General features: G+C 53.5%; 25 protein-coding genes. 5 read left to right on the top strand and 20 right to left on the bottom strand.

From position 1 onward, the window contains the following. Positions 1-1,083, top strand: coding sequence for a nucleotidyltransferase domain-containing protein (locus KDC22_RS12990; protein ID WP_211723327.1), 1,083 nt, complete (start codon positions 1-3; stop codon positions 1,081-1,083). Positions 1,084-1,164: 81 nt separating this feature from the next. On the opposite strand, the gene KDC22_RS12985 is transcribed toward KDC22_RS12990, so the two are convergent. Further along, positions 1,165-1,863 (bottom strand): Crp/Fnr family transcriptional regulator, encoded by a 699-nt coding sequence (locus KDC22_RS12985; RefSeq protein ID WP_211723326.1) that lies wholly within the window; start codon positions 1,861-1,863, stop codon positions 1,165-1,167. A gap of 182 nt (positions 1,864-2,045) precedes the next feature. Further along, on the bottom strand, positions 2,046-3,581 hold the full coding sequence (locus KDC22_RS12980; protein ID WP_211723325.1) for a DUF4153 domain-containing protein: 1,536 nt from the start codon (positions 3,579-3,581) through the stop codon (positions 2,046-2,048). Positions 3,582-3,695: 114 nt separating this feature from the next. On the opposite strand from KDC22_RS12980, the gene KDC22_RS12975 reads away from it, so the two are divergent. Further along, a complete protein-coding gene (locus tag KDC22_RS12975) occupies positions 3,696-5,372 on the top strand; it encodes an ABC transporter substrate-binding protein (RefSeq protein WP_211723324.1) in 1,677 nt (558 codons plus the stop codon). A 56-nt stretch (positions 5,373-5,428) separates the two neighbouring features. On the opposite strand, the gene KDC22_RS12970 is transcribed toward KDC22_RS12975, so the two are convergent. The 14 genes from KDC22_RS12970 to KDC22_RS12905 form a co-directional block, all read right to left on the bottom strand. Further along, on the bottom strand, positions 5,429-5,920 hold the full coding sequence (locus KDC22_RS12970) for a DinB family protein (RefSeq protein ID WP_211723323.1): 492 nt from the start codon (positions 5,918-5,920) through the stop codon (positions 5,429-5,431). Positions 5,921-5,987: 67 nt separating this feature from the next. Next, complete coding sequence (locus tag KDC22_RS12965; RefSeq protein WP_246553547.1) at positions 5,988-7,076, bottom strand: DUF1835 domain-containing protein; 1,089 nt, start codon at positions 7,074-7,076, stop codon at positions 5,988-5,990. 24 nt (positions 7,077-7,100) lie between these two features. Then, positions 7,101-7,937: a copper amine oxidase N-terminal domain-containing protein gene (locus tag KDC22_RS12960; protein WP_211723322.1), complete on the bottom strand. Its 837-nt coding sequence runs from the start codon at positions 7,935-7,937 to the stop codon at positions 7,101-7,103. A gap of 112 nt (positions 7,938-8,049) precedes the next feature. Next, positions 8,050-8,277 (bottom strand): hypothetical protein, encoded by a 228-nt coding sequence (locus KDC22_RS12955; protein WP_211723321.1) that lies wholly within the window; start codon positions 8,275-8,277, stop codon positions 8,050-8,052. A 108-nt stretch (positions 8,278-8,385) separates the two neighbouring features. Then, on the bottom strand, positions 8,386-9,210 hold the full coding sequence (locus KDC22_RS12950) for a carbohydrate ABC transporter permease (RefSeq protein ID WP_173125948.1): 825 nt from the start codon (positions 9,208-9,210) through the stop codon (positions 8,386-8,388). Next, positions 9,203-10,099 (bottom strand): carbohydrate ABC transporter permease, encoded by an 897-nt coding sequence (locus KDC22_RS12945; RefSeq protein WP_173125945.1) that lies wholly within the window; start codon positions 10,097-10,099, stop codon positions 9,203-9,205. Before KDC22_RS12945 ends, KDC22_RS12950 begins: the two co-directional genes overlap by 8 nt. A 111-nt stretch (positions 10,100-10,210) precedes the next feature. Further along, positions 10,211-11,545 (bottom strand): ABC transporter substrate-binding protein, encoded by a 1,335-nt coding sequence (locus KDC22_RS12940; protein ID WP_211723320.1) that lies wholly within the window; start codon positions 11,543-11,545, stop codon positions 10,211-10,213. Between the two features lie 184 nt (positions 11,546-11,729). Further along, positions 11,730-13,511 (bottom strand): cache domain-containing sensor histidine kinase, encoded by a 1,782-nt coding sequence (locus KDC22_RS12935; RefSeq protein WP_211723319.1) that lies wholly within the window; start codon positions 13,509-13,511, stop codon positions 11,730-11,732. A 5-nt stretch (positions 13,512-13,516) separates the two neighbouring features. Continuing rightward, the gene (locus KDC22_RS12930; RefSeq protein ID WP_211723318.1) at positions 13,517-15,091 is read right to left on the bottom strand and encodes a response regulator transcription factor; all 1,575 of its coding nucleotides are present in this window, start codon (positions 15,089-15,091) and stop codon (positions 13,517-13,519) included. Positions 15,092-15,233: 142 nt separating this feature from the next. After that, positions 15,234-15,677 (bottom strand): GNAT family N-acetyltransferase, encoded by a 444-nt coding sequence (locus tag KDC22_RS12925; RefSeq protein WP_211723317.1) that lies wholly within the window; start codon positions 15,675-15,677, stop codon positions 15,234-15,236. 54 nt (positions 15,678-15,731) lie between these two features. Further along, positions 15,732-16,169 carry a hypothetical protein gene (locus KDC22_RS12920; RefSeq protein ID WP_211723316.1) on the bottom strand — a complete coding sequence of 146 codons (438 nt, stop codon included), beginning with the start codon at positions 16,167-16,169 and terminating at the stop codon, positions 15,732-15,734. Between the two features lie 35 nt (positions 16,170-16,204). Continuing rightward, positions 16,205-16,738 carry an AAA family ATPase gene (locus KDC22_RS12915; protein ID WP_211723315.1) on the bottom strand — a complete coding sequence of 178 codons (534 nt, stop codon included), beginning with the start codon at positions 16,736-16,738 and terminating at the stop codon, positions 16,205-16,207. A 440-nt stretch (positions 16,739-17,178) separates the two neighbouring features. Then, a complete protein-coding gene (locus tag KDC22_RS12910) occupies positions 17,179-18,585 on the bottom strand; it encodes an NAD-dependent malic enzyme (RefSeq protein ID WP_211723314.1) in 1,407 nt (468 codons plus the stop codon). 79 nt (positions 18,586-18,664) lie between these two features. Then, on the bottom strand, positions 18,665-19,144 hold the full coding sequence (locus KDC22_RS12905; RefSeq protein ID WP_211723313.1) for a hypothetical protein: 480 nt from the start codon (positions 19,142-19,144) through the stop codon (positions 18,665-18,667). Positions 19,145-19,276: 132 nt separating this feature from the next. Between KDC22_RS12905 and KDC22_RS12900 the strand changes: the two genes are divergently transcribed. The 3 genes from KDC22_RS12900 to KDC22_RS12890 all read left to right on the top strand — a co-directional run bounded on the left by KDC22_RS12900 (position 19,277) and on the right by KDC22_RS12890 (position 22,344). Then, positions 19,277-20,269 (top strand): acrylyl-CoA reductase family protein, encoded by a 993-nt coding sequence (locus tag KDC22_RS12900; protein WP_211723312.1) that lies wholly within the window; start codon positions 19,277-19,279, stop codon positions 20,267-20,269. A 185-nt stretch (positions 20,270-20,454) separates the two neighbouring features. Further along, complete coding sequence (locus KDC22_RS12895; RefSeq protein WP_211723311.1) at positions 20,455-21,909, top strand: alpha/beta hydrolase family protein; 1,455 nt, start codon at positions 20,455-20,457, stop codon at positions 21,907-21,909. Positions 21,910-21,945: 36 nt separating this feature from the next. Beyond that, positions 21,946-22,344: a MerR family transcriptional regulator gene (locus KDC22_RS12890; protein ID WP_211723310.1), complete on the top strand. Its 399-nt coding sequence runs from the start codon at positions 21,946-21,948 to the stop codon at positions 22,342-22,344. 123 nt (positions 22,345-22,467) lie between these two features. Here the strand turns inward: KDC22_RS12890 and KDC22_RS12885 are convergent, their stop codons facing one another. From KDC22_RS12885 to KDC22_RS12870, 4 genes are all read right to left on the bottom strand, one after another. After that, the gene (locus tag KDC22_RS12885; protein WP_246553545.1) at positions 22,468-23,253 is read right to left on the bottom strand and encodes a cupin domain-containing protein; all 786 of its coding nucleotides are present in this window, start codon (positions 23,251-23,253) and stop codon (positions 22,468-22,470) included. Positions 23,254-23,799: 546 nt separating this feature from the next. Further along, positions 23,800-24,351: a YfiT family bacillithiol transferase gene (locus tag KDC22_RS12880; protein WP_211723308.1), complete on the bottom strand. Its 552-nt coding sequence runs from the start codon at positions 24,349-24,351 to the stop codon at positions 23,800-23,802. A 55-nt stretch (positions 24,352-24,406) separates the two neighbouring features. Then, positions 24,407-26,032: a glycoside hydrolase family 9 protein gene (locus tag KDC22_RS12875; RefSeq protein ID WP_211723307.1), complete on the bottom strand. Its 1,626-nt coding sequence runs from the start codon at positions 26,030-26,032 to the stop codon at positions 24,407-24,409. Further along, positions 26,029-26,781, bottom strand: a complete 753-nt coding sequence (locus tag KDC22_RS12870) for a GTP pyrophosphokinase (protein WP_211723306.1) — start codon at positions 26,779-26,781, stop codon at positions 26,029-26,031. Before KDC22_RS12870 ends, KDC22_RS12875 begins: the two co-directional genes overlap by 4 nt. Between the last annotated feature and the right edge of the window lie 214 nt (positions 26,782-26,995).

Here is a 26,995-nt window from a genome sequence, read left to right as displayed (position 1 = left end):
ATGAATGCTACGGACAAGCAGGAGCTATTATCCAAAAATGAAAAACTCATCAACATGGTGATTGAACGGGCCAAACGGGATTATCCGGAGGAGATTGCGATTATTGGGCTTACGGGGTCTTTTCGGACCGGGGATTTCCATGACAAAAGCGACCTGGATCTGATTATCATCAATAATAACAACCAAGGCTGGGGCATCTCTTCCTGCTTCATTCTGGGTGATGTCGGATATGATATCTACTGCACACCGTGGGAGACCAGGATTGAAGAGCAGGCAGCGCTTGAGCATCCGATGATCGCAAGTCTGGTGGATTTGCAGGTCCTCTATTGTGCCAAGCCTGAATATCTGGAGAAGCTGAGTGCGTATCAGCAGCGTGCGCTGGAGGCGTTGGATAAGCCTATCGGCAGCGAATGTCTCGGCAGAGCGAAGAAGTGGATTGACCTTGCCAAACAGGAATACGCGAATACCCTGCTTGCTGAGGATCTCGGGGCCGTTAGGCTAGCCTCAGCCGAGGTTGTATACAATCTGGTTAATGCATTGTCGCATATGAATAATACGTATTTCAAAAGAGGACTGAAGAGATACCTGGAAGATAGCGCAGCCTACCGCTATATTCCTGAGAATTATGAAGCGATCTATATGAATGTGATTCGCGCCAAAAGTGTGGATGAGATCAGAAGCACCTCTCAACTTCTCCTTAAAAGCATTCTTGATCTATACCATACCATGGTTCAGGAATACGCAAATCAGCCTGTGCCGACCTATGATAATCTTGCAGGCAGCTATGAAGAGTTATGGTGCAACTACCGCAACAAGGTGATTGCCAGCACTGAAGCGAAGGATGCCTCCTACGCCTTCTATGCCGCAATGGGAGCACAGGAGTTCCTGGATGATATGACAGATTCACTGGGAACCCGGAAATTCGATATCATGCCGTATTTCGATGCCGACCGGCTGGATTTGTTTAAGGAGCAGTTCCTTAAGGCGATGGATGAATATCTGGAAGAATATCACCGGGCCGGGCGGAAGGTTGCGCGGTACGATACTTTTGAGGAGCTGTACAGCCAGTATATGAAGCTATAATAATAGACACAGCAAAGACCCCCACCGTTTCGTTACGGCGGGGGTCATATGCGTGCCTCTTGACTTTGCAGCCCGGCAGATTCAATCATACAGATTCCCGTTAGCCAGCATCGCCAGCCGTTCTTCATCCAGCACAATCAGCCGTCCGTTCCTGCGTTCAATAATTCCTTCTTCGATCAGGCGGCGCACCACCCGGTTCAGATGGCGGTAGCTGGTGCCCAGCAGATCGGCGGTCTCTGTCAGCGTGGAGGTGCGGATCTCCTCTACCCGCTGAGCACCCGTGTTGTCCGAGAACAGCGACATCAGATAGCTGGCGAACCGGTTCTCTACCGGGTAGAGTACATTCAGGGCTGAGGTCTGGCCCAGCGTATACATTTTGTGGCTCAGCTCTCCGACCAGGAACCGCAGCAGCGCCGTATTGTCTTCAAGTTCCTGGAGCAGCAGCTTCCTTCCCGCGACCAGCAGCAGGCTGTCCCCTACAGAGACCACCTCATTCTTGACCGGATATTGGCGCAGCAGCTCCACATCCCCGATCACGGACATCGGCCGGGCGAACCGGACCAGCATCGACTTGCCGTTAGGCAGCAGCGTATGAATCTTCAGCTTGCCCTGTACCAGAAAGAACATATGCTCCAGCCGGTCGCCCACGGAGCAGATCGCCTCCCCGTCGCCGTAACGCCGCAGCTCCATCCGGGCAATGGCGCCGCTGCTGAACATCGCTGTAAGCCCATTCTGCTCCGTAAGCGCGCGCACGGCCTCTGGATTCAATATCGACTGCATGAAGCTCTTCCTCTCCTTGTGTCATTCCCACTCTAAGTCTATCTATAAAAGACGCACTTAAGTTTTGAACTTGAAGCTTCGTCGTCACTGCGGTGAACATTTGGACTTTCGGCCGCTGTAGGACATGTGTCCTTCTGGAATCACTGTAACACAAGTCCGGGAGAGGAAGCTATCTAAGTTAGTCAGTGTACAGCGCCGTCCGCAAAATAATCCTCCAACGCTCTCCACTCCCGGTAGTTCGCCAGATTGAATGAAGGCCAATTCTGCACCGGCCGTGCGCGTTCAGACAGCCGGCTGCGCAGCTCTTCATCCAGAATCCCCTTCTCCCGCTGGCTGAATTCGATCAGCTTAGGAACCACATCTGACGAGAGTTCGGTCAGATAAGGGGCATCTAGAGTGCCGCTTGCGGCATAACGCTGAATATTCTGCTTCGCAATGATATGATCCATGCCGATATAGTTCATCAGCACGTAGGAGAGCAGGCCGAGCACGATGTAGCATTTCAGCAGCGGGAAGGATTCCCGGCTAATCCGCACTACAGCGAGTATAAGCAGCAGTCCGAGGAAGATCATGAAAGCATGTACCAGGAACCTTATATAGGTGTATCCGTAGGCCTCTTCGTACAGAGTCAGCCGGGAGTAAGCGGAATACAGCATGACCATCGAGCAGAGCACCAGGATATACAGCAGGAGCTGGATCGCCCGTTTCAGGTTACCGCCCGCTTTGCGTACGGCCAGCAGGGACAGCAGCAGAATGGCGAAATTGATCGACGTTACCAGAATCAGCTCAAAAAAACCGCTCCGTGCATAATCCGCATAGGTGCTGTCCTTGGGCAGAATACCTTCCCATGCCCCGAACAGGTAAGAGAACTGTACACTCACAAACAGCATGTACACGACATTGATCGCGGCCAGAACCGTAGTGATGATAACCGGATCATCAATACCGATACCGTCATCCCCTGCTTCAGCTGCTTCCAGCTTCCCTGCCATGGCATCAAATTCACTGGCAGGAGCCGTCCGGATATAAGACTTGCTGTGCACGAACCCCCATACGAAGCCGAACATGCCAAGGCCAAGCAGCAGAATCCACAGCGCTCTGAAGATCCAGTCTCCCAATGAGATATTGTAAAAGTAATCCGGGAGCGTGGACAGCAGCCGGTTGAACACCCCATCAGCGGTGGAGAGCAGTGAGGTGACAACCAGCAGCAGCGGAACGGAAATCAGCAGGCCGATCAGCACACGCATCAGCACCTGCTTGCGTTCATTTGGAATGGTCCCTTTGCCACGGCGCATCAGCTTCAGTGCAGTGCCCCAGTTGCGCAGACTCTGCGGGAACAGATGCTCAAGGGCAGCCCAGATCAGCCCGAACCCGCTCCAGGCAGGCTTGCGGTAACTGAACATATAGGTCATATGTAATAGAATCAATACCGGAATGACCAGGAAATTAAGCACAAAGAAAAACCAGTTGCCAAATAGCGCATAAGTCAGAGACAACAGACCAATCGAGCCCGTCCAAACGTAGCTGAACCAGGTCTGCTTACGCATCCTCTCCTTGGCGAAATAGAATATAAACGTATAGAATAAGCTGACAAAAATCGGGTAAGAAATCCCCGGCATCTTGCCGTAGAACAAGTACTGATGCACAAGCGCAAGCAGAAACGCGGCCAGTAAGGCCATACGCGCAAACCCCGGTCTGTGAGCGGTTTGATCGTCCATGGTAAATTCCTCCATCTTTTAACTATCTTATCCTGATTTTAGCTGATAAAATAAGAAGAAAAAGAGAAATATAATATTATTAATTTCCTATTTTAATGAAAGGAGAGACTCAATTTGAAGCTGCACAGCCAATACCTGAAGCTGCACTCGCATCATGGAGGTCCGCCGGAGACTGCCGTCACCCTGGATGAGCTGGCCTTGACCCTGGGCTGTACCCACCGTAATGCACTGCATGTGATCCGCAAAATGGCCGATCTCCACTGGATCACCTGGACACCGAGCCGGGGACGGGGACGCCGCTCCAAGCTGGTATTCCTCGCGGCCGCCGAGGACATCGCCCTGGAATCCATGAAGCAGGCCATAAGCAGCAAGGATATCAGCAGTGCCCTCGAAGGTATCCGTGGACATGCCCGCACCTCATCGCTGCAGGATACGCTTCAGGGGTGGCTGCTGGCTTATTTCGGGCATCACGCCGAGATGCACAGCGACAAGCGGATTGATACGCTGCGGCTGCCGGTTACCCAGCAGCTCCATACCTTCGATCCGCTGTATATGAATTTGCTGGCGGAGTCCTTTGTCGCAAGCCATGTCTTCGACGGTCTGGTCGGGCGCAGCGGTGAACGGGGCAAGGTCATTCCCGGCCTGGCCCATGCCTGGGAGACCGATGAGAGCCGGACAGCGTGGACGTTTCACCTGCGCAAGGAAGTGTTATTCCATCACGGCAAGGTGCTGACCGCCGAGGATGTAGTCTACTCATTTGAACGAATGATGTCTACCTCGCAGCGCACGCTGTACAGCTATATTTTCAAGGAAATCCGGGAGGTCAAAGCGCTGAATACCTCTACCGTCCGCATTCTGCTGAAGAAGCCGAACGAACTCTTCCTGCCCTTCCTCTGCACCAGCCGGGCAGCTGTTGTGCCCCGTGATCTGCAATCCATCGGGGAGGATATGTTTGGACGCAGGCCGGTAGGAACCGGCCCCTTCAAGGTAGTCGAGATGAACAAGGATACTTGTGTGCTGGAGGTGTTTCCTTATTATTTTCAGGGACGGGCCCATCTGGACCGCGTGGAGATTATCTATGTGCCGTGGAGTTTGAAACCGGAATCCCCGGAGACCAGCTCTGCCTTCCATATCATCCCGAACCCGTCAGCAGCAGGCGCAGGCTCCTTAAGCAGAATCCATTCCGAGTCCTTCGTACGCAAATTCGTTACCTGCAACACCAAAAAAAAGGGACCGCTGAGCGATCCCCTTCTCCGTGCCGAGCTGTTGTCCTGTCTGCAGGAGACTCCCCGGGAGCCTTTCCGGCATGCTGTGGAGCCTCCGGCTGCGACACTCCAGATTGCGACCATCCCGCAGTATACCGGGGATGCCGAATATATTGCCGCCAGGCTCACACAGCACGGATATTCCTGCAAGGTATTATCCGTGTCGCCAGAGGAATTCAAAGGCCCGATCCGTCTGAAGTCCGACCTGATTGTCTTCTCGCTGCTCCGCGATCAGGACGAGCAGCTGCGGCTGTACGATCTGTATCTGACCCTCTCGCAGCACATTGAACCGCGCACCCGTGCGAGCATTGAGGGCAGGCTGCACCTGATCTCCCGGGAGCCCGACTCCGCAGTGCGGGCTGAGGGCTTCAAGGTCATTGAAGATACCCTGACGCAGGATCATCAGCTGCATATCCTCTACGAGCGGCCTGCCGAGACCGCTTATCTGCCCAGCGTGCGCGGGGTTACGTTCAACAGCCAGGGCTGGGTAGATCTGCGCCACCTCTGGTTCCCGCCGGAGTTATAATCCCATCAGGGCAGGCTGGACCGGATAAGCCGTTATTTTATAGAGGACATGTCCACCTAAACTTTGCCGGGTAAATACGCTGCCAGCCCTCTGCCGGTCAGGTTCGCGGATACCGGCTTCTTGCCGAGTTCCCTCGACCAGACCGAGAGCTGGCCGATGTGATGGATCTCGTGAGCGATAATATGACGCATGATCTCGCCCCAGGCGTCTTCTGTCACCCGTCCATCCGGCCGCTCGTCCCTTAGAATTTTCCGCTCCAGCCCCTCATGCCAGGCCAGTACGAAGGATTCCACCTCCGGCCGGAACCGTGCATCCAGCTCTCTGATCTTCTGCAGACTGTTATACTCCGTGAAGTCCGCCCGCAGATCAGGCTTGCCCTCCATATCCCGGACCCAGCTTAATTCCACATCCACAATATGCACAAGCGTCTGCAGAATCCCGCCCATTCCGCCTATGCGTGTCTTCACCAGCTCCTCCTCGGGCAGCTCCTCACACCATTTGTACCATTCCTCGCGGACCCTCCAGTTATACCGGAATAATGTTTGCATCGTTTGCCTCCTCCATAGTTATCGTTTCACATGATTATATCATTCTCTCTCTTCCCATGTCCGTCCTTCAATCCCATGAGCCCCTGCCCTGCTTCCGTCTAATGCTGTAGAATCTCATCGCAGTCGGGACGCCCTTGATCTCCAGAACCCCGCTATAGATCAGTTCTCTTACCCTGGACTCATAATAAGCGTCACCAATATCCTGCTCACAGTTTCCAAGCGCCTCTCCCACCAGCCGGGCCGATTTCAGAAAACCGTCTTCCCCTGGCGGCGGATTCAGCGAGTCCAGCTTCTCCAGCAGGTAGCTGTCATAATAATCAGCAGGCACCTCAAGTACAGCCTCATCCTGCCAAATCCGCAGTACGCCGGACTGCTCCGACATCTCCTGCCATTCCCGCGTGAGCCTTGCGATATCTGCAGAAGCCAGTCTGCTGCCTGCACCGATTCGCAGCAGGGCTTCCCGCAGCTTGTCAGCCGGAATCTCACTTGAACTACGGTAGATACAGGAGGCATCCGGACGGTTATACAGCTCCTCGCAGATTGCACTGGCATCACACACTATAATTTCGTTCGGTCTGCTCCCGAGCAGATGCACAGCAAGACGCAGCGCCGTCTGCTCGGAAGCACTTCTGCTCGTCCAGATGACGACCTTGGCCTGTTCGGGGATCAGCTCCAGGTTGCCGAGAAGCTCTGTATACTCCCGTTCATACTCATCAGAGATAGTGAAATATTCCTGGATATGCTGGCGGAACCAATCGCTCCTGAGCTTCCTGCCCGCCGGCGTGTCCAACTGGCCCAGCAGACCTATAGCGTAATTCTCCCGCATCGTTACAAGCTTGTGCGTATCCATCCAGCTAAGTCCTCTCAATGCCTGCTTCATACTGCCGGTGAAAGAGTCGCCGCACAAGATATGTACATGGGTACAATCCGGCGAGGGGTCCCAGAATGCCCGTTTGGCCGGAAGCTCCATCAGACTTGTGTAGTATTCCAGCAGTGAGGCAACGGGTTCTGCAATCTGTTGTTCAAGCGGCTCTTCAAGCAGCTTACTCTGCTCCTTTACCCGTCCGATCTGCGCCAGAATCCGAATCAGATACAGCTTCACTTCATCTTCCCTCAAAGTGCTCACAGCTTTTTTGATCGCCAGTATATCTTTCATTCACATTCACCTCAGACTTGAACTTTATTTCCCGGAGCCATCGAGCAGCCGGCCTTTTACAAGTAAATAAGCAGGAGCCTTCGGCGTTTCGGTCTTAACCGTAACCTCCAGGGTACCCTCCTTGCGGACAGCCGGTCTTTGGCGCTCCTGCGGAGGGAACTGAAGCGTATCATCATAAAGGATATAAGCCGCTACATCTGCTGCCCCGGCCGGAATATCCTTTCCGGTTATATTCTTCGACTTCACTGTAAAGCTGCCTTTCCCGGAATCATAGGTGTACGAGACTGGCCGGAAGGCATCGTTACTGATAATCTTTCCCGGGGGTGCTGTAAATGGTCCTCCTTCCATATCCTCCAAGGTATATTTAATCATATCCGTCTGCATTAAGGATTCACCCGTCAGCGTATACAGCCGGTTCGCCTGATCCCATTTATTCGTAATTCCCAAACGGCCGGCCAGCACACTGACCGGGATGAACATCGAATTTTGCTCCATCACCGGAACCGTGTCCATCGACCCGGCAACCCCGTTAACCGAAACATTCTTTGAACCAATGGTGAAAATAACCTTTACATCATCCTTCTGGATGGTAGCCGTCTTCGCCTTTGCATCGTAGCCGACCTTCGCACCCATCAGCTCACTGATCGAACGCAGCGGTATCATCGTCCGGTAGTTGGCATCCACGTATGGCGCTTTTGGTGCCGTGTAGAGCACATAATAATCGTTGATTTTCAGCAAAACCGGATTTTCCTTAGGTGCGGCCTGCACCTTCCCCGGATTCCCGCCTGTAAACATCGCCAAGCTCATCCCCGCTGCTAACAGCGCCACTAACACTCTTTTACTGCGTTTCATACCACTCATTCCTCTCTATTCCTTAACTAGATATAAATCTCTCCCCTTTCTTATTACTCCAATCCCAAGGATGAGTTGCGCCTTACTCCTAAAATCTAACAACTCAAAGAGGCAAGCAGCGTCAAATCCGCTGCTTGCCCTTTCCATCACTTTTGCTTTTGCTTTTGCTTTTGTTTTTGCTTTTGTTTTTGCTTTTTGCTCTTTGCTCTTTCGCCTTTTCTTTTGCTTCTCCTCCTGCCCACACCCCCACATGAATTGAACTTGAGTCCTTCCCTTTTTGGGAGGAGTGGCGGAAGAGATGTTTGGAACTGTAGGAGCGATAGCGTCCGCCTTTGTCTCCGGATTTCACCCGCTAATAGCGGCATAAATCAAGAAATCTGGAGACAACAGCGGCCGAAAATCCAAACGATCTCTGTAGCCACGACTATTCCCAAAATCCAAGCAACTCCCGTTCAATTCACTTCACCGACCCAATCATCCCAGCCACAAACTGCTTCTGCATCACAAAGAACACTAACGCCGTCGGGATCGTGCCGATCACAATCGCAATCATGATCATGCCGTAGTCCGGGGCGTAGCCCGAGCCGAGTGTGGAGATCAGCAGCGGCATCGTCTTCGTCTGCGGTGTCTGCAGGACAATCAGCGGCCAGAGATAATTGTTCCAGCTGGACATGAAGGTGATGATCGCTCCGGCGGCGTAAGTGGTTTTCATGGTCGGCAGATAGATCCGCAGGAAGATCCCCAGCTCACTTAGCCCATCCATCCGTCCGGCCTCCAGCAGCTCCTTCGGGAACATCTTCGTGCTCTGCCGGAAGAAGAAGATCAGGAACGCCGTAGTCACTGTTGGCAGAATAACCGAAGTCATCGTATCAATGCCCATCCACGGGAACACATTGGAGATTTGCCCGAACATCCGGTAGAGCGGAATCATCAGCGCGGCGAACGGGATCATCATCGACAGCAGCAGAATGTTGAATACGATGTCCTTCGAGCGGCTGCGGAAGACCTCGAAGCCGTAGCCGGCCAGCGAGGCGATCAGCAGGGCCAGCAGCGTGGTGGTCACCGAGATTTTGGCCGAATTGATCAGGGATAACTGCAGGTCTGTGGTGTCCAGCAGCTTGCGCAGATTCTCCAGCAGATGGGTACCCGGCAGCAGCCGCCCGCGGGTGACATCCACCGACTTATTCGTGGAGCTGACCACCATCCACAGGAATGGAAAGATTGAGACAATGGCCGCGATGCTAAGGAACAGGTACATGAAGAAACGTTTGCTTTTAGCCATTTTTATCACCTGCCACTTTGAACTGGATGACCGACAGCAGCGCGATCATAATCACGATCGAGTATGATACGGTGGCTGCATAGCCGAAGTCCGCTGAATATTTGAACGACAAATTATAAATGTACTGGGAGATCGTCTGGGTCGCATTGCCCGGGCCGCCCTTCGTAATATTCATGACCTCATCGAACAGCTGCAGCGTACCGATGGTTGACGTAATCGAGGTAAACAGGATGATCGGCTTCAGCAGCGGGACCGTAATTCCGAAGAACTGGCGTGATGCCGAAGCCCCATCAATTCTGGCGGCCTCGTAGATGGAATGGTCGATATTTTGCAGGGCGGACAGGTAAAAAATCATGTTGTAGCCCGTCCAGCGCCACGTGATCGCAATGATAATGGTGATTTTGGCCCAGAACGGATCGGTGATCCATTCAATCGGGGCACTGACCAGATGCAGCTTCAGCAGCATGGTATTGACCAGGCCATTGCCGGCGAATAAATACTTGAATACCACTGAATACGCAACCAGTGAAGTTACACAGGGCAGGAAGATCGCCGTCCGGAAAAACCCCTTGAATCTCAGCTTGCTGTCATTCAGCAGCACCGAGATAAACAGTGCCAGTATGATCATCAGCGGCACCTGAACGAGCAGATAGATGAAGGTGTTCTTGACCGAGGTGATGAACGTCTGGTCGGACAGAAGCCGTGTGTAGTTGTCGAAGCCGGTGAACGTGAGATTGCTGCCCGTTCCCGTCTGGAACGATAGAATCAGCGCTTGAAGCATCGGATAGAAATAGAAGACGAAGATCAGAATGACCGCCAGCAGGACGAAGGACCATCCGGTCAACACGCTTTTAGTGCGGAATCTAAGTTTGGAATTTGTTTGATGCACAGCTGCCCAGTCCTTTCCTTATCATTTAAAATAAACCCCGGGCGCCGCCGGCCTCCTGAACTCCCGGAAGCTGCAGGCCACACCCGAGGTCTACCTGTGTGCATTGCTCAGTTATTTAATCTGTGATTCGGCCTGGGTCTGGGCATCGCTCAGCACACTGTCAATATCCTTGCCGTTGAGGTAATTCTGCATCTCTACAATCAGGATGTCTTCAATGGCATAGGTGTTGATTCCGTAATTGACGCTTGGAATCTGCTCCGTCCAGGCAGCGAAATCCGATACGATCTTCTGGCCGCTGAAGAATTCATTGGCCTGGCTGTAAGCCTCTCCGCCCGCAGCCGCTTTGAAGGTGCCGATAACACCGATGTCTGTGAGCAGCTTCTGATACATCTCCACATTTGAGCCGAAGGTCTTAGCCATGAAGTCCGCTGCCGTCTCCTTGCCGTCCACATTCATCACATACCAGGAGCTTCCGCCGAGATTCGAGGCATGAACCGATTTATTCACGGTAAGCTTCGGAAGCGGGGCGATCGCCCACTTGCCGGATTGGGACGCTTCAGCCGTAATCGAAGGGGTAATCCAGTTGCCTGTCGGTACGGAGGCCACATCGCCGCTGTTCAGCGCTGCAACGAATTGGCTCCAGTCCGCATGAACCTTGGCTACATTTGAATCGGTCAGCTCTTTGTAGGTTTCAAAAGCTTCCTTAAGCGGGGCATTCCCGGCAATATTCGGCGTCTTGCCATCTTCCTTCAGATACCATTCGCCTGCGGATTGAATCATGACCCGGATCAGTCCGAGGTCGTTCGGGTCCAGCGTAATCAGCGCTTTGCCGGTTTTGTCCTTCACGGCCTTGCCGATTTCAATATATTTCTTCCAGTCGATATCCTGCAGATCAGCGGGCTTGTAGCCTGCCTGCTCCAGATAGTCCGTTCTGACATACAAGCCGGTTACGCCGGAGTCAAAAGGAATTCCGTACTGCTTGCCGTCCAGGCTGGTCGGCCCGCTTTTGTAATCCGCGAAGTCCGTGCCTTTGATGCTGCTGCTCAGATCGTAGAAGGAATCCTTGTACGATTGCAGGAAGCTCTGGGAACGGTAATCTTCGATCAGCACGATATTCGGCAGACCTTTGGTCGTTCCGGAGTTCAGCCCCGTGTTCAGCTTCTGGATAATATCAGCCTGTGCATACTCTACAATGTTAATTTTCACATCCGGGTTGGTCTTGGCATATTCTGCCTTGGCCACTTCCAGCGCCGCAATATTGAAGGCCGGGTCCCATGCCCAGATCGTAATTTCCTTCGCCTGTGCAGGCTCCGTAGCTGCTGTATTCTCAGTCTTCTCTGTCTTCCCTGTATCCGCTGGGCTGCCGGAATTCTTGGAACCGGAGTTCGAGCTGCAAGCCGTGAGCAAAAGTATACAAATCAGGATTAACGCAAAGCCTTTTTTCATTTGTAATCCTCCCCTTTGATGCGCTTTTATGTGTTCCGCTGTCATGTAAGCGCTTATTAACATAAGTAATCTTATCACCCGCCTCCGGGGACCCGTTAGAACTTACTTTATGGGGATTGGTCATTTTATCGCCTGATTGTAAGCGCTGCCTATTGGCCGTTTGTTCTTTTTTTGGATAATGGTATTAATTTTGTCCCGTGATCAGCGGCAGCCGGATTCGAATGGCCGTTCCCTCGCCCGGCGTACTCTTAATCGTGATCCCATACTCTTCGCCGTACATCAGCACCAGCCGGTCATGCACGTTTTTGATGCCGATTCCGGTAAAAAGCTGGCGTTTGCCCGCAGGCCCGGATACCTTCAGCTCCGCTTCTCCGGTGTCCATTCCGTCCCCGTTATCGACCACCTCGCAGAGCAGAGATCCGGCATCCTGGGAGATGAGGATATGGATATATCCTCCGCTTTTGTGCGTAAACGCATGGAAGAAGGCATTCTCAATAAACGGCTGAATAATCAGCTTCGGCAGATGGAATTCCATACAGTCCGGGGCGATGAAGAAATTCACCCTGATCCGCTCGCCGTAGCGCACATGGTTGATGAACACATAGGACTTCAGATTCTCCAGCTCCTGGGCCACGGTAATGGTCTCATTGACATTGCTCAGCGCATTCTGCAGCATCGAGATCAGGGCATGGATCGTATGGACCGCCTTCTCCTGACTGCCCTGCTGCACCAGGAAGTTCACCGAGGCCAGCGTATTGTACAGAAAATGCGGGTTAATCTGATGCTGCAGGGCCGCAAGCTCCGCATTCCGCTGCTCCTTCTGCGTCTCCACCAGCTTCTCCACATACTCATTCAGCTCGTCCAGCATATAGTTATAGGCATGTCCCAGCTCCTGAAATTCAAAGCTCCCCGTCACCGTGATGTAGTTGTGGAAGTTACGCTGGGTGATCTTGGACATCTGCCGGGTTAGCAGCGTTAGCGACCGGGTCAGCCTTCTGAAGATCAGAAAGACCACGATCAGGGCCACGATAACGATAACGGAGCAGAACAGCACCACCATTTTACCGTTGACCATCTGGCCGAGGGCGGTTTGCTTGTCAATCAGGTTTACAATATAGAAATCATAAGACGGCAGGTAATCCGCAATCAGAATGGAATCTGTCCCGCGAAAATCAATATTCTGATAAGCAAGCTGCTGCTCCTCAATCTCCTTCGCCACCTGCAATACGTCCGCCGCCTGCTGGCCCATCAGGTCACTGCGGTTACTGGACACAATCATCCCCTGCTTATTCAGGATCACCACATCGTTCCCGGTACTGACAAAGCTCCCATAGAAGGACCGGAAATCTTGTTCATGAATCGTAAAATAGAGCGTCCCGTAAATATCGCCCGTTGTCCGCTCCATTAGCGCCTTGCTGCCAACAATGACCGCTTCCTTCAGCGGCGAATCCGGCACAGTCTCCTCATAGTATTGATACATCAGCCGTTTGGGTTCGGCGAGCGTATTGCGTGTCAGCTCATGCTGCTGAAGCTCCGGGTCGCTCATCAGCAGATTGTTCGTATTGGTGGAGTAGCTGCGGCCGTTTTTGCCCATAATCTTGACCCCGACCTGGTAGGCATCGAGGGTAGACTGAATCTTCTTCATCTGTGAGGTCATGTTGTAATAGGTCCGCAGCATCCCCAGGGAGTTCGAGTCCTTTTCAGTCAGGAAGGTCTTGATCGTGCCGCTGAGCTGGGTATTGTTAGTCGCCGTAACGACCGAATAGTGAAAAGCTTCAAAGCTCGCCTTGATCTGGCTGATCACCTTGGAATTCGTAATACTGAAGGTATTCATGAACAGCCTCTCCGACATGCGGACGGTGGTCCAGGAGGAAGCGATCGCTACAGCGATGATGCTGATCAGCATGACGATGAAGATTTTGATGAACAGGCTGTGAAATTTGAAACGTTCCCACACGCTGCGCATCGCCTCTACACCTGCCCGTAATGCTGACGCCGGTAGCCGCTCGGGGACAAGCCGGTATACTTCTTGAACACTTTGCAAAAATAGCTGTGATCCCCATACCCGACCATGCTGCTAATCTCTGATATCGGTGCTTCGCCTGCCCGCAGCAGCTCTGCCGCCTTGCCCGTGCGGATCGTGTTGAGATGCTCCTTGAAGCCCTCCTGATTGTAGGCCGTGAACAGACTCGACAGGTACGAAGGGTTGAAATGAAAATGACGGGCCAGCTCCGTAAGGGTTAGCGGCTCGGCATAATGCTCCTCTATGTACTGAAGCAGCTTAGTCATACTGGCATTGCTGCCCGTCGCAGCCGCTGCCGATGAAGTCAGCTCCATAATGCGGGCCAGATAATCATCCAGAATCCGTACCGCCTGATCTGCAGAACCCGCCTCGTCTATGGCCCGGAACAGACTGTATTTCCCCTCCTCCAGCTCCCGCAGATGGCTGAACTGATTCGTAACATTGAAGACGATGTTGCCCAGGAAGGACTTGAACTGGAACACATCTCCGTCGTTCTGCCCGCTAAGTGCCTCCACGTACTGTCGCAGGTCACCGAAGGCTTCCTCCAGTTGCTGACGCTTCAGCTGCTCGGTGAAGTGGGTCAGATTGAACTTCGGCAGCAGGTCAGCTTCACGCTCCGGCAGCTCCCCATGTACCAGCAGGACCTGGTCCGGCTTGAAAAAGCGGTACTGCTGTAGCCTCTGCACACTCTCCTGCCGAACAGCCGCCAGCTCGCTGAGCGAACCGAACATCCGGCTAAGGGTCAGACGCAGCTCCGGTTCTTGTCCGGCGAGAGTATCGGCCAACCGGTGTACCGCCTCCAGCAGCTCCGGCCGACAGGCCTCCTGCAGATTGACTAGCATGAGCATTGCGCCCGGCTCTGTGCCTGGGATCGCACACTGCACCAGTCCCGGAACACTGCGTTCCAGTTCCCCGGTTATAGCTGTGGTGAGAGTGGTGCCCGGGGAGGCGTTGGGATTGCCGTCCTCCGCCATCAGCACAGTCTCCCAGCCGAGGAGCGCGAAGGAGCCATGCGGAAACTGCTGCTTCACGTACTCTTCGCTCTCCGGCTGCAGCCGGTAACCGGAGATCATCCGGCCGAGCAGGGCATCCAGCGGCTGCGGTGCCGTCTCCGCCTGCGTTCCCGCCGCGCTGAGTTCCGGGATGCGGTCCCGGGTTGTGTGGAGCACCTGCAAGAGTGCCCCGGCTTCCAGCTTCGGCTTCAGAATATAATCCGCCACCCCGTTCTGGAACGTGGAGCGCACATAATGGAACTCGCTGAAGCTGCTCAGCACAATCACCTCAGTCGCCGGATAATCCCGCTTCACCAGGCGTGTTAATTCCTCGCCGTCCATTACCGGCATCACTATATCGGTAATGATGATATGCGGCCGCAGGGCCGGCAGCAGATTCAGCGCTTCCCGTCCGTTCGCCGCCTCACCTACAATCTGAAACCCTTCGTGTTCCCAGTCCAGCACATATTTAATCCCTTGCCGGACCAGAATTTCGTCGTCCACAATCAGTACCTTGCATATTTGATTCACAGTTGTCCCCCGCCTTCTGTAGTTATGACCGCCGGTCCAGCCACTCATGAACGGATTATAAAGCGCTATCATCAGGATGGTCAAACTAAAAATAAGAGTAGGGAGAAGTTCCCTGCTCTTGTTGGTGCAACTTGTATATACCCTAATGCGAGCTCAAATGCTTCCGGTATCCCTCCACCTGCTCCTCTCTATACCCCATGGCCTCATAGAAAATATGCGCTTCCTTCCGCTTCTCCCCCGACACGAATATGATGTAATAACAGTCCCGTTCGTGGGCAATCGCTTCAATAGCGGTCATCAGCTTTTTGCCGAGACCTTGCCGCCGTGCGCGGGAGGAGACTACGACATTCTCAATCACCATGAACGGACGGCAATCCCCCACAAGGTCCTGGCAGACGATCCCCATCAGCGAGCCTAACAATTCCCCGTCTACAAAAGCACCCAGCAGCACATACCGCTCATCCCCCCGGATGGTCCGAAAAGCGGTCTCCAGCTTCACCGGGTCCGTAGGCCCGCCAATTAACTCATGATAGAGTGTGTTCAGTGCCTCCAGCGATTCTATTCCGATTTCTTCGATTGTTATCATGATAGGTATACCCCGCTTTCCTATTGTTGTTGGACCGCCGTTACCAGCCGCCCTCTACTTCTCATTCTTCAGCTCAAACTCCTCACTCTTCCCGTCCCACTCCACCGTTACTTTAATGACGGAGTCCTCTCTCTCTATCGTCCCACTTCCAGAACCGCCCATTTTCAGCATTCCTATAGGAACAGGGCCTTCAATATTCTGGCTGCCGCCGCTTCCCCGGCCTTTATAAGTATATTTCATCTGTTTAATCGTTTCGAGATCGGACGGCTCACCTTTGTAATGCAGATTGAATGTATATTGCTTGGAGCTTTCACTGGTTACTTTATCTCGTCGGGTAATCAGCTTCTGGCTGGCCTCCTGCTTATATACCGCCGACCAGGTTTCGGCCTCACCTTTGAATGTATAGTTGAAATGAGTGGTCTCCGTATTGCAGGACGTAAGCAGCAGAAGCAAGAGTCCGGGAAGCAGCAGCGCACGTATCATCTTCTTCATGGTCAGTCCTCTTTTCTATAGATGATTAGGAGAAGTTAACCGGACATATATTGCAGCACAGCATTCACCCGTTCCTCCACCGTAAGATCCCCTTCCAGCCGCACAAGATTACAGTTCAAGCCCGCTATCCATTCCTCATGCAGCGTCCGGCTGCGGACCTCCGGTCCGGCTGAATCGTACTGTGCCGCCCAAGCCATGAATTGCTGCACCTCCTCATATTTATCCCCGCCCGGCAGACTCTCATCCCCGTAACGTTCATATTCCCTTGCCCGCAACCGCTCCAGACGAACCTGCTCAGGAATCCACAGGAAAATTACCAGATCAAACATATCGCGGAGCGGATCTCCCCAGCCGCAGACTGCACCGGATAGAATCCATGGCTCTTGCTGCTCCAGGTCGGTCCGCAATCTGCTAAGACGTTCTGCTACAACACTTTGCTTACTGTACTTCTGCTCCCAGAAATAATCGTCACTGTCCAGATGCACATGGGGAAGCCTTGCCGCGAGCGCCTGGCCGAGTGTACTCGTGCCTGCTCCGGAAGCTCCCATAATATGAATTCTGCGGTACATAGGCCCTCCTGAATGAAAAATCATTGTATCCATTTGTATATTTTACCATGCTGTCCCTCATATTTAAACCAATCAGCCTTATCCCGAAGGTCCCCTCGGCCTCCCCAGCGGCAAGCAAGTGGACAAACGTATCTTAATTTCTCGGAATCAGAGGATTCTCACGAAACAAGTGGAAAAAGGGCATCTGCTATGTTGGATTTTATCGCTTTGCCTGAATATTGCTGAATTAAGTGTTGTTTATACAACTGCTGTCCCGCCAACGCCCCAACGTCTACCAGCAAGTGTACAAAATCCACCTATTCCCCCCGTCGCATCTGCACAAGACTTGTCCACCGGGCCAGCTGTAGGCTCCTATGCAAACAAAGCCGCAGCCCATGGGCCACAGCTTGTTCACCTTCCCTGTATTCAGCGTCACCGGACTCTCCCGGTAAGCCGTTCCCTCAACTGATATCCGGCGGCACACGCCGGGCGATGCCAGTCGCTATAGCTGCGCGAATCACAGCAAGACGGACCTGCTCCACAACCTTCTCATTGAAAATACTAGGAATGATGTACTGCTCATTCCGCTCATCCGGGTGAACCACGGCTGCAATGGCCTGCGCCGCTGCCAGCTTCATCTCCAGATTCACGGTCTTCGCCCGGCAGTCCAGCGCGCCGCGGAAAATCCCGGGGAAACAGAGCACATTGTTAATCTGGTTCGGATAATCGCTTCTTCCGGTAGCCAGTACCTTGACATAAGGCTCAGCCAGCTCAGGTTCAATCTCCGGGGTTGGGTTAGCCATGGCGAACACGATACTGTCCGGGGCCATCGTCTTCAGATGCTCCACCTTGAGGATGCCTGGCCCGGAGACCCCGATGAATATATCCGCCCCGCGCATGGCAGCGTCTAATCCTCCGCTCAGATTCTCAGGGTTGGTAGCTTCGGCCAGCCAGCTCCACTCGGGGTTCGAGTAGGCTTCATCCCGGTGCAGTATCCCTGCCCGGTCTACCGCATAGATCTGCTTCGCCCCCGCTGCCAGGAGCAGACGGCAAATCGACACCCCTGCCGCACCAATGCCGACGACTACGATTCTGGAATCCTCGATTGTCTTGTCTACAACCTGGAGCGCATTCAGCAGACCCGCCAGCGCAACAACCGCCGTGCCGTGCTGATCGTCATGGAAGACCGGAATGTCCAGCTCAGCGGACAGCCTCCGCTCAATCTCGAAGCAGCGCGGAGAGCTGATATCCTCCAGATTGATTCCCCCGAAGCCCGGAGCAACCGCTTTCACGATTTGAATAATCTCTTCCGGGTCCTTGGTGTCCAGACATAACGGAAAAGCGTCGATATCCGCCAGCTGCTTGAACAGCATCGCCTTGCCTTCCATCACCGGCATCGCCGCCTCCGGACCGATATCGCCAAGCCCCAGCACTGCGGTACCGTCAGTGACGACAGCTACCGTATTTCTTTTCATCGTCAGGGAATAAGCCTTCGACGGATCTTCGGCAATCGCCGTACAGACACGGGCTACGCCGGGGGTATAGACCAGGGACAGATCCTCCCGGTTCTTGATCGGCATCTTCGGGGTAACCTCGATTTTGCCGCCGAGATGAGCCAGGAAGGTCCGGTCGGAGACATTGATGACTTTGATACCCGGCATATTCTTCAGTACTCTGATAATCTCTTCATTCGCCGCATCCTGCACATTAACCGTAAGGTCGCGGGTCGTCACATCCTTACCTCCGCGGATCACATCAATCGCTACAATATCACCGCCGGCAGACGCCAGCTTGGACGCCACATCTCCAAAAGAAGCTTCGGACTTACGGATCTCAAGCCGGATAATCATCGTTGTTGCAATGGACATAGAGTTGCCTCCCTCATCAGACGGATGAATGCTATCTACAATATACTACAGTTCACACGATGTACATAACTTTTCCTGGTCAACCCGGGATCTCCCACTGCTCAGCCAGCTTCAGCAGCTCCTTCTCCGCAGCAGCTTCATCTTCTCCCAGTACTTTGGCCTCAATATAGTAGGTTACAGTATTAACGTCGGCACTCTTCCCGGGGCGCTGATAGCACAGCCAATAATAGGTAACCTCTGGAGCAGGGAACACAGCGCTTCCCCCCTGTACGAACTTGATCAGCTCCCCGCCTCCTGCCGGAGTAGGAACCGCCTTCCTCCACAACACCTCGGTATGGTTAGGAATACTGATATAATCCCCCGGACGGCTCTGATCGCCAAGCGACAGCTCTATCTGATCCAGAGACAATACTTCTGCTCCCTGCAGATACCGTGCAGGCTCTTCATCACTCAGCCGCAGCCTGTGTATAGAAGAGCTGGAATCAGCCTTCGTATAACCGTACCATGTGCCCCCGCCCAGAACGAGGCAGATGGCTGCTGTAAGAATGACCTTTCGCATGTTAACTCCCACCAGAGTTCACCTCTCCTCTTCATTCGCAAATCAGGCAATTTTGTGTAAGATATCATTGTGTTTAACAAGTTAACCGGTCAGAATAAATAGTATATAACCGATTTTAAGGAGCGAGCAAATATGACTAACCCTTTTCAAGCCTTGGTAGTGGACAAGACAGAACCATTCTCTGTAGAGGTCAAATCGTTGTCGGTGGAGGACCTGCCCGCCGGTGAAGTCTTAATTAAGGTAGCTTATTCCAGTGTAAACTATAAAGACGGACTGGCAAGTATCCCGAATGGTAATATTGTGCGAAATTATCCGTTCATTCCGGGAATTGACCTGTCCGGGACGGTAGTCTCTTCTACGGACAAGCGTTTCCGCGAAGGCCAGTCTGTCATTGCCACCAGCTACGGGATCGGAGTCTCCCACTTCGGAGGCTTCAGCGAGTACGCCCGCATTCCTGCGGACTGGGTAGTGGACCTGCCGGAGGGCTTAACCCTGCGGGAAGCTATGATCTATGGCACAGCCGGATTCACGGCGGCGCTGTCTGTGCAGGCGCTGGAAGCACAAGGAATGACTCCCGGTCAGGGAAAAGTACTCGTCACCGGTGCCACCGGCGGTGTCGGAGGTGCGGCAACCGCCATACTGGCGAAGCTGGGCTACCAGGTTACCGCCAGTACCGGCAGAACGGATGAAGCCGGTTATCTGCAGGCGCTTGGCGCCGCGGAGGTCATCTCCCGTGCAGAGGTGGCCGGAAGTGCGCTTAAGCCGCTCGATAAGCAGCAATGGCAGGCGGCTGTAGATTCTGTCGGAGGTGCCCCGCTTGCTGCCGTGCTGAGCCAAATCGCTTACGGCGGCGCCGTGGCTGCAAGCGGCTTAACCGCAGGCACTGCGGTTCCAACGACAGTCCTGCCGTTTATCCTGCGCGGAGTCAGCCTGCTGGGTATCGACTCCGTCTCCTGTCCTATCGGAACACGGACCAAGCTCTGGCAGCGCATGGCAGGCGACATGAAGCCTGCGGTGCTGGATACGCTTGTGGACCGTGAGATTTCCCTGAATGAGCTGCCTGCGGCGCTCGGGGATATTCTCCGTTCGCACACCCGGGGGCGCGTGCTTGTCCGTTTATCCTAGCTTTATATTATAACAAAGACGGCGTTCGTTCTGAATTCACAGAACATACTGCCGTTTTTTTGCTTTCCATCTCAGGGCTCTCCGTTGACTGTCACTTATACCGGCTAATTAAGCCTTGACCTTGAAGTATACTTCAACCTTTATGCTATCCCTGTAACAGACAATTACAGGTGGAGGTACTGCAAATGAGAGGATTAGAGATTGTAATTATTGTTGTGATTCTGGCTGCCACAGCGGGGATTTTATTTAGGAAGAAGGACCGGCGGCTGGATACCGGAATGCTGCTGGCTGTAATTACAGCCATGGGACTGCATGGAGTGATAGAGAATTACCGTATCCAGATGGCTCCGGCCTACGCCGCAGCACTAGGGCTGCTGATCATACTGAGCTTCAGGCTCTTGAAGCAAGACTCACGGGACCGGCCGAAGAGATCAACGAAGCTATGGAAAAGCCTGCTGCTGATCGTTATCCTCCTTCTGGCAGGTGTATCCATATATGCGAGCCGGCTGCTGCCCATGTTCACGTTACCCGAACCAACAGGACACTATGCCATCGGAACGATAGCAAGAGAGCTTACGGATGAGAGCCGTGACGAGACACTAAGCCCGCAGGAAGGCGACAAGCGGAAGCTGATGATCAATGTCTGGTACCCGGTCGCTCCGGAACTCGCTGAGGGTAAGCCAAAAGGCCATTATCCTTCGGCCTTAGGAGAAGCGGTGAGCCTTGTATTCGGATTGCCGAAGCTGTTGTTCAGTCATGTCACCGATATCCCTACCCATGTCGTCGATGGAGTACAGCTGTCTGCTGAAGAAGCGAGCTATCCGGTACTGCTGTTCTCGCCGGGAATCCGCTCCACCCGGTTTCAAAGTATGTCAGTGATTGAAGAGTTGGTCAGCCAAGGGTATATCGTAGTCGGGATGGACCATCCTTATACCTCAGCCAAAGTCACTTACCCAGACGGAGATTCAGTCTATTACGTGCCTGATCCCGAATTCGATACTTCTGCAGAGCTCTACAATCACAATGTGAACGGGATCGCAATCCGTGCAGCAGATGCCAGCTTTGTGCTGGATACATTGACGGAATGGAACAATCAGGACCCAAACGGACTGTTCCAGGGTAAGCTGGATCTCAGCCGTGCTGGGATCTTCGGTCATTCCTATGGCGGGGCAACCACTGCTGAGTCACTTGCCCAGGATAAGCGGTTCAAGGCAGGCATCAGTCTGGAAGGCGGCTTCTGGGGGAAGGTTGCGCATGCCGGGCTTAAGCAGCCGTTTATGTATATGATGACAGGTGGTACCGCTCAGAGTCTTGATCCGGCTGCAACGAAGAAGGACAAGGTCTTTTATGAGGAATTCGCTCCCGATCTGGAGTCTGTGATGACCCGCAGCTCCGGGGATACCTATTATCTGACCATCAATCATTTCATCCATCAGAGCTTCACCGAGATTGCATTGCTGTCGCCTTCCTTATTCGCAAATGGTCTCGATCCGGTGCATACTGTAGATATTACCAGATCTTATGTACGGTCATTCTTCGATCAATATCTGAAAGGCGAGCCGCAGGCTCTATTGAACGGTCCTTCGGCTGAATATCCGGAAGTGAACTTTGACCAGACCTATACGCAAAAGAGACAATAGCCGTAGATAAATATCGAATAAAGGAGGAGGTGCCCGATGGAGGGAATGACCCGCGGCAAGCTGGCCCGGCAGGCCGGGGTAAGCGCAGCAACCATCCGTTACTATGAAGACAGCGGTATCCTGCCCGTCCCGGAGCGGACGGCGAAGGGATACCGGATCTACTCTGCGGATTACCTGGTGAAGCTGAAGTTCATCAAGGATGCCAAATCGCTGGGGTATTCGCTGAATGAAATTCAGGCGGCGCTTGCCCTGCTCGGCTCCAGGATGGATGAGGAATCATTAAAGGAACTCGTCCGCGACAAAATCACCGAAATCGACGAGAAGGTTGCAGCACTCCGCTCCATTCAGAGCATGCTGGCAAGTCTGCTCCAGACGCCTCAGGATGATATTCAGAACTACCTGAAATCGTTCGAGATCGCGGACAGACAGAATTGAGGATACATCTGCGTTTGGCAGCGTAAGCTTTCCCGGCAAACATATAATTCATATTAGCAAAAAGACGGCGTATATTCTGTATCCACAGAATGTACAGCCGTCTTGTTGTCCATGCCAGCTCCCCTATTCGATTCCAGCCTCATGTGCACTCTGCGGATTCCCCTGAACATAGGGCAACTGGCGGTAGGGCTGGACGTACGGATGGGTATACGGCTGAGTATAATAACCGTGTACCGCCATTGGCTGATAGCCGAAGGACTGCGATGCCTGCGGCTGGTGCATATACGGCGACATGTTCGCATTCGCCATCATGGGTGACATATTGGCGGGAGCGATATGGGTCCCCTTCATGTTCTCGGATAAGTGCTGCGGAGGAGGGCAGCAATCCGCAGGCGGACCAATGAGAGTCTGGGGCTTAACCGGAGCGAGCGCTTCCTTGACCAGTGCTTCATTCAGACAATAAGTATGTGCCAGCACATTGGCCGGGGTCTTGCTCAGAATATCCGAGCCGAGAATGACCTCCGGCGTGGGGGCGTCGAATATCGCGAGCAGATGAGTACAATCCACCGTTGCCACTTCATAATGCCACCAGCCCTGCGGCACATTGGCGACCTGGCCCGGAGTGATCGGGAAATGCAGCAGCTCATTCGTGAACGGATTAATCAGGGACACCACTGCCGCGCCAGAGATACAATACACCAGCTCAGCGGCATTTTGATGATAATGCGGCTCGACGACATTGGATTGACTGAGAAAAATATCGAGCAGCGAGGTATTCTCCAGTGTATTCAAGTTTTTGATCCCCAGCACATTGATATAATTGCAATCATCCTTCTTGAATAAGGTGCTGCAGTTCATATCAAACGTAAACTGTGTATTCGGTGACGTATAATCCATATAAGAGGTCACGCAAATCCGTCCTTTCCTCAGGGCCGTTTTTTATCGTTCTGCTACAGAGTATGTATCCGCCCATGCCCAGGTGACGATTATTTGCATTCGTAACCGAGCAAATTTGGAGCAAGTGGATAAACGTATCCTAATTTCCCCGTTTCTGCCGAATCTACGGAAGCAAGTGGATAAACAGCATCTACTAGTGGTGGATTAAGCTGCTTTGGGTGAAATCCGATCATTTAAGTGTTGTTTATCCACCTCCTGTTCTCGCAGCGTGCATTCATTCATCAGCAAGTGGAGGAAATCCATCTACTCCCGGCTCCTACTACTCCAGACCCGTCCCGTTCGTTCTCTAGCCCGCGTCCGCTGAATTAAGGTGCACTATTGCTCCTCATTAGCTCATTTGGCCCGAAAAAACGGGCATACCATCCTCATGAAGATAGCGCAGCCGCTTCAGCGGGAAACAGATGAATACTTGGCATACAAAAAAACAGACGGCAGGAAGTCCCCTGGTCCGTCTGTTAGACTATCATCCATTGCAGAAGCCTGAATTACCAGCCGCTTCTACCAGCCGCTTCGCTGAATCAATGCTGTAATCTGGGCAATATGGTGGCGGCTATGCCAAATGTATCTTTGCAGTGCCGCATCCAAAGTCATTGTGCCCAGACCGGCACTCACGAAGATCCGGTCAAAATCAGCCGGCTTCAGCGAGGTGAGCAGGGTTGCGTATCTCCGGTTAAGCAGCTCCACCAGCTGGAGTGAGGATTCCGCCGGTTCATCGGCATAATCACTCTGCTCCGCCCACAGGTCCTGCCTGTAGCTGGAAATCTGCGGCGCTTCCTCCGTCAGCCCCCGCTTGAAGCGGAGGTATGCATACATGCCCGTATCGGCCAGATGATGCACAACCTGGATCACAGTCCAGCCGTCCGGCCGGTAAGGCGTATTCCGCTGTTCAGCCGTCAGCGGCTCTACGGCAGCCCGCAATTCATCCGCCAGCTGCTTCAGGATCACTATCGACGCTTCCCGTGCTTCGGCCGTCCGGTTCTCCACCGCAGCAAATTTACCTATCGGGTACTTTAACAACTCTAACTCCTGCTCTGCCTGGCTGTTACTCATTTCGCTTCGCCCCTTCAATGGTGAGAGTGTGTTGCCTGTCCCGGCTCCCGTCTAATCAGCAATTGAATCTCGCCGTCACGAACACCGCCGGTGAATTCCAGTAGATCGTCACCTCATTCGTGGAGTAGCTGTCTTCGTGATCCGCATAACACTGGGCTGCCGGTTTGCCTTGAAGATGCTCCCGTACGTATTCATCATGCAGGCCCCGGTCGGGGCCGCCTGCCACCAGCCCCGGAACAGGATCAAGAACATGATCACCCACAGACGGGCGGTGATGCGGATGCCTGACCGCATGCTCCCCGAAGCCGCTCACATAGCTGATCCCCAGCACATTGCGGCCGAGCAGGTAATGCAGATGATCGAGGGCACAAGCCGCATATTCCGGCTCCCCGCTGACATGCTCCGCCATCAGCAGCAGCATTGCATTGTTCATGACCAGCATATTGCTGCCCCAGATGTAATCCTCCTCCAGCAGCGAGATTCTGTAGCCGTCTTCACGGCTCTGCCGCAGCAGCCGCGCGGCTTCGGCCAGCAACCCTTCCCTCAGCTTCGCATAGAGGGAAGGGTCCGTTCCGGCTTCCCCTTGCAGGAGGTAAGCCAGTGTGCCATAGCCGCCCATGTCCCCCCAGCCGAGGCTGTATTTGGGGAAGGACAGCTTGGCAAGTTCACGGGCCGCACTATGGTAGGATTCATCTCCTGTAGTGCGGAATAGCTCCGCCGCTGCCCAGAAGCGCTCGTCGCTGTCCACTTCATCGCCGTATTCCCCCGTCGTAATTCCGGGCGGATTGGTGAAGCCCGGCACATGCGGGTGCGCTGTCAGCCAGCTCCAGGCAGTCCGCGCGGCTTCCAAGCACCGTGCGGCGTATGCCTCATCGAACGGCTGGTAGATCCGCGCCGCCATCGCCATCACCCCGGCGAAGTCCCCCGTGGCTGTAGCAGAGACCGGCGAGAAATACAGCTCCGCCGTATCCTCCTCCGGCATAACATCAAGCCCCGGGAAATGCTGTGTGGTCAGCTTGTGGTAGACCCCGCCGCTGCCGGTCTCCTGCATTTTGAACAGCCAGTCCAGCTCCACTCTGCATTCCAGCAGGATATCCGGCATCACACCGTCACTCTCCGGCAGTGTATGTACACCGGCAAACGCCGCAGGATACAGCTCCCAGGCCAGAAGAAGATCCGCCACAGCCTTCGCTCCCGGCCCGGAGTATTTACCGTAATCGCCGGCGTCATGCCACCCACCGCTGCTGTCCCGCTTCAGCTCCGGCTGGCCGATTACCGTTCCTTCCGCCAGATGGCAGGCCTTATGCCCCCAGGCTCCGGCGTACTCCCCGTCAAGCTGGGCGCCGCAGCGGTAGTAATAGAATGCCTTCAGTAACCCCTGCTGCAGCTCATAATAAGGCTTGTCAGCAATTACAAATGCAGCAGACCGCTCACCCGCAGCCCCTTCAATCCGGTACTTCCCGGGTGAGGTTAGCGCTGAGAAATCCCCGGTATGCACACGGCAGCCGCTGGACTTATCCTCAACATAAGTCCCCGTCTGTCCGGTATATACCACATTCCCGGTTGCTGCGTCGATAACCTGATAACGGGACGTCTCCCCGGTGAACTTGGCAAGCTTCTCCCCTCTGCTTGGGTAACCCGCCTGGTTCACTGTTATGGCACCAAGGTGCTGTTCACTCATCTGGAATCGTTCCCTTCCCTTAACAGCTTAATGAAGTTGGCCGGCAGATTGAACTGCTGGTTGTTGAGAATAATCTCCCGCAGCCCGGACAGAGAGTCCTCCTCCTGAGAGTCCTTGATTTCCTTAATTTCACGGTGCAGCCGCTCCATCTGCAGATCAAGTGCATTCGCTTTGTCCGCCGCATTCTTCAGTTCACGGGTCAGATGCTCAGGAACCGCCTGGCTGTATTTATAGAAAATTTTGTGCTCCAGACTGGCCCAGAAATCCATAGCAATGGTACGGATCTGCACCTCTACACAGACATGCTCCTGACAGTCCGACATAAATACGGGAACCTCGATCAGCAGATGCAGACTCTGATACCCGTTTGGCTTCGGATTCTTGATATAGTCTTTGACCGCAAGCACCTTGAGATCATCCTGCTTCTGCAGCATGGCGCTGACCTGATAGATATCCGAAATGAACGAACAGGTAATCCGCAGCCCGGCGATATCCTTGATACTGGATCTGATCTCCGTCAGGGACAGCTCGCTGTTCTTGCGCAGCATTTTATTCATAATACTCTCAGGGGACTTGAGCCGGGACTTGGTATGCTCGATCGGACTGTAGTCGTGGAGCAGCTGGAATTCCTCTTTGAGGATATCAATCTTGGTCTCCATTTCGGCGAGGGCGAATTTGTAGATCATCATGAAGCGGGTAAGCTCGTATTTGAGCTGCTTCAATTTCTCTAGCTGGTTGTCGGTATTCATCTTAATTTCTCCTTTATCCTGCTGCACAGAATTACTAGAATCTCTATGGAAGTCTTCCATCTCTCATTAATCATAGCCAATCTATCACGCGAACACAAACCTTCCTCCGGTCACCGGATCATCTCAGGAACACCAAAAAAGCCACACCATCCGCAGGGACAGTATGGCCGTTCCGAAGGGCCGGAGGCCGCGCTGGGGAGCACCGCTCAATCCG

Source organism: Paenibacillus tritici, assembly GCF_018207515.1.
GTDB lineage: Bacteria > Bacillota > Bacilli > Paenibacillales > Paenibacillaceae > Paenibacillus_AQ > Paenibacillus_AQ tritici.
This window is presented reverse-complemented; position numbering and strand designations above follow the sequence as displayed.

Coding starts and splice junctions, on each gene's coding strand:
- KDC22_RS12960 (WP_211723322.1), bottom strand. CDS start 7,937: ATGAGTGGTATGAAACGCAGTAAAAGAGTGTTAGTGGCGCTGTTAGCA.
- KDC22_RS12980 (WP_211723325.1), bottom strand. CDS start 3,581: ATGGACGATCAAACCGCTCACAGACCGGGGTTTGCGCGTATGGCCTTA.
- KDC22_RS12935 (WP_211723319.1), bottom strand. CDS start 13,511: ATGCGCAGCGTGTGGGAACGTTTCAAATTTCACAGCCTGTTCATCAAA.
- KDC22_RS12910 (WP_211723314.1), bottom strand. CDS start 18,585: ATGTCCATTGCAACAACGATGATTATCCGGCTTGAGATCCGTAAGTCC.
- KDC22_RS12895 (WP_211723311.1), top strand. CDS start 20,455: ATGAGAGGATTAGAGATTGTAATTATTGTTGTGATTCTGGCTGCCACA.
- KDC22_RS12925 (WP_211723317.1), bottom strand. CDS start 15,677: ATGATAACAATCGAAGAAATCGGAATAGAATCGCTGGAGGCACTGAAC.
- KDC22_RS12915 (WP_211723315.1), bottom strand. CDS start 16,738: ATGTACCGCAGAATTCATATTATGGGAGCTTCCGGAGCAGGCACGAGT.
- KDC22_RS12905 (WP_211723313.1), bottom strand. CDS start 19,144: ATGCGAAAGGTCATTCTTACAGCAGCCATCTGCCTCGTTCTGGGCGGG.
- KDC22_RS12990 (WP_211723327.1), top strand. CDS start 1: ATGAATGCTACGGACAAGCAGGAGCTATTATCCAAAAATGAAAAACTC.
- KDC22_RS12970 (WP_211723323.1), bottom strand. CDS start 5,920: ATGCAAACATTATTCCGGTATAACTGGAGGGTCCGCGAGGAATGGTAC.
- KDC22_RS12985 (WP_211723326.1), bottom strand. CDS start 1,863: ATGCAGTCGATATTGAATCCAGAGGCCGTGCGCGCGCTTACGGAGCAG.
- KDC22_RS12965 (WP_246553547.1), bottom strand. CDS start 7,076: ATGAAAGATATACTGGCGATCAAAAAAGCTGTGAGCACTTTGAGGGAA.
- KDC22_RS12940 (WP_211723320.1), bottom strand. CDS start 11,545: ATGAAAAAAGGCTTTGCGTTAATCCTGATTTGTATACTTTTGCTCACG.
- KDC22_RS12875 (WP_211723307.1), bottom strand. CDS start 26,032: ATGAGTGAACAGCACCTTGGTGCCATAACAGTGAACCAGGCGGGTTAC.
- KDC22_RS12880 (WP_211723308.1), bottom strand. CDS start 24,351: ATGAGTAACAGCCAGGCAGAGCAGGAGTTAGAGTTGTTAAAGTACCCG.
- KDC22_RS12870 (WP_211723306.1), bottom strand. CDS start 26,781: ATGAATACCGACAACCAGCTAGAGAAATTGAAGCAGCTCAAATACGAG.
- KDC22_RS12900 (WP_211723312.1), top strand. CDS start 19,277: ATGACTAACCCTTTTCAAGCCTTGGTAGTGGACAAGACAGAACCATTC.
- KDC22_RS12890 (WP_211723310.1), top strand. CDS start 21,946: ATGGAGGGAATGACCCGCGGCAAGCTGGCCCGGCAGGCCGGGGTAAGC.
- KDC22_RS12950 (WP_173125948.1), bottom strand. CDS start 9,210: ATGGCTAAAAGCAAACGTTTCTTCATGTACCTGTTCCTTAGCATCGCG.
- KDC22_RS12920 (WP_211723316.1), bottom strand. CDS start 16,169: ATGAAGAAGATGATACGTGCGCTGCTGCTTCCCGGACTCTTGCTTCTG.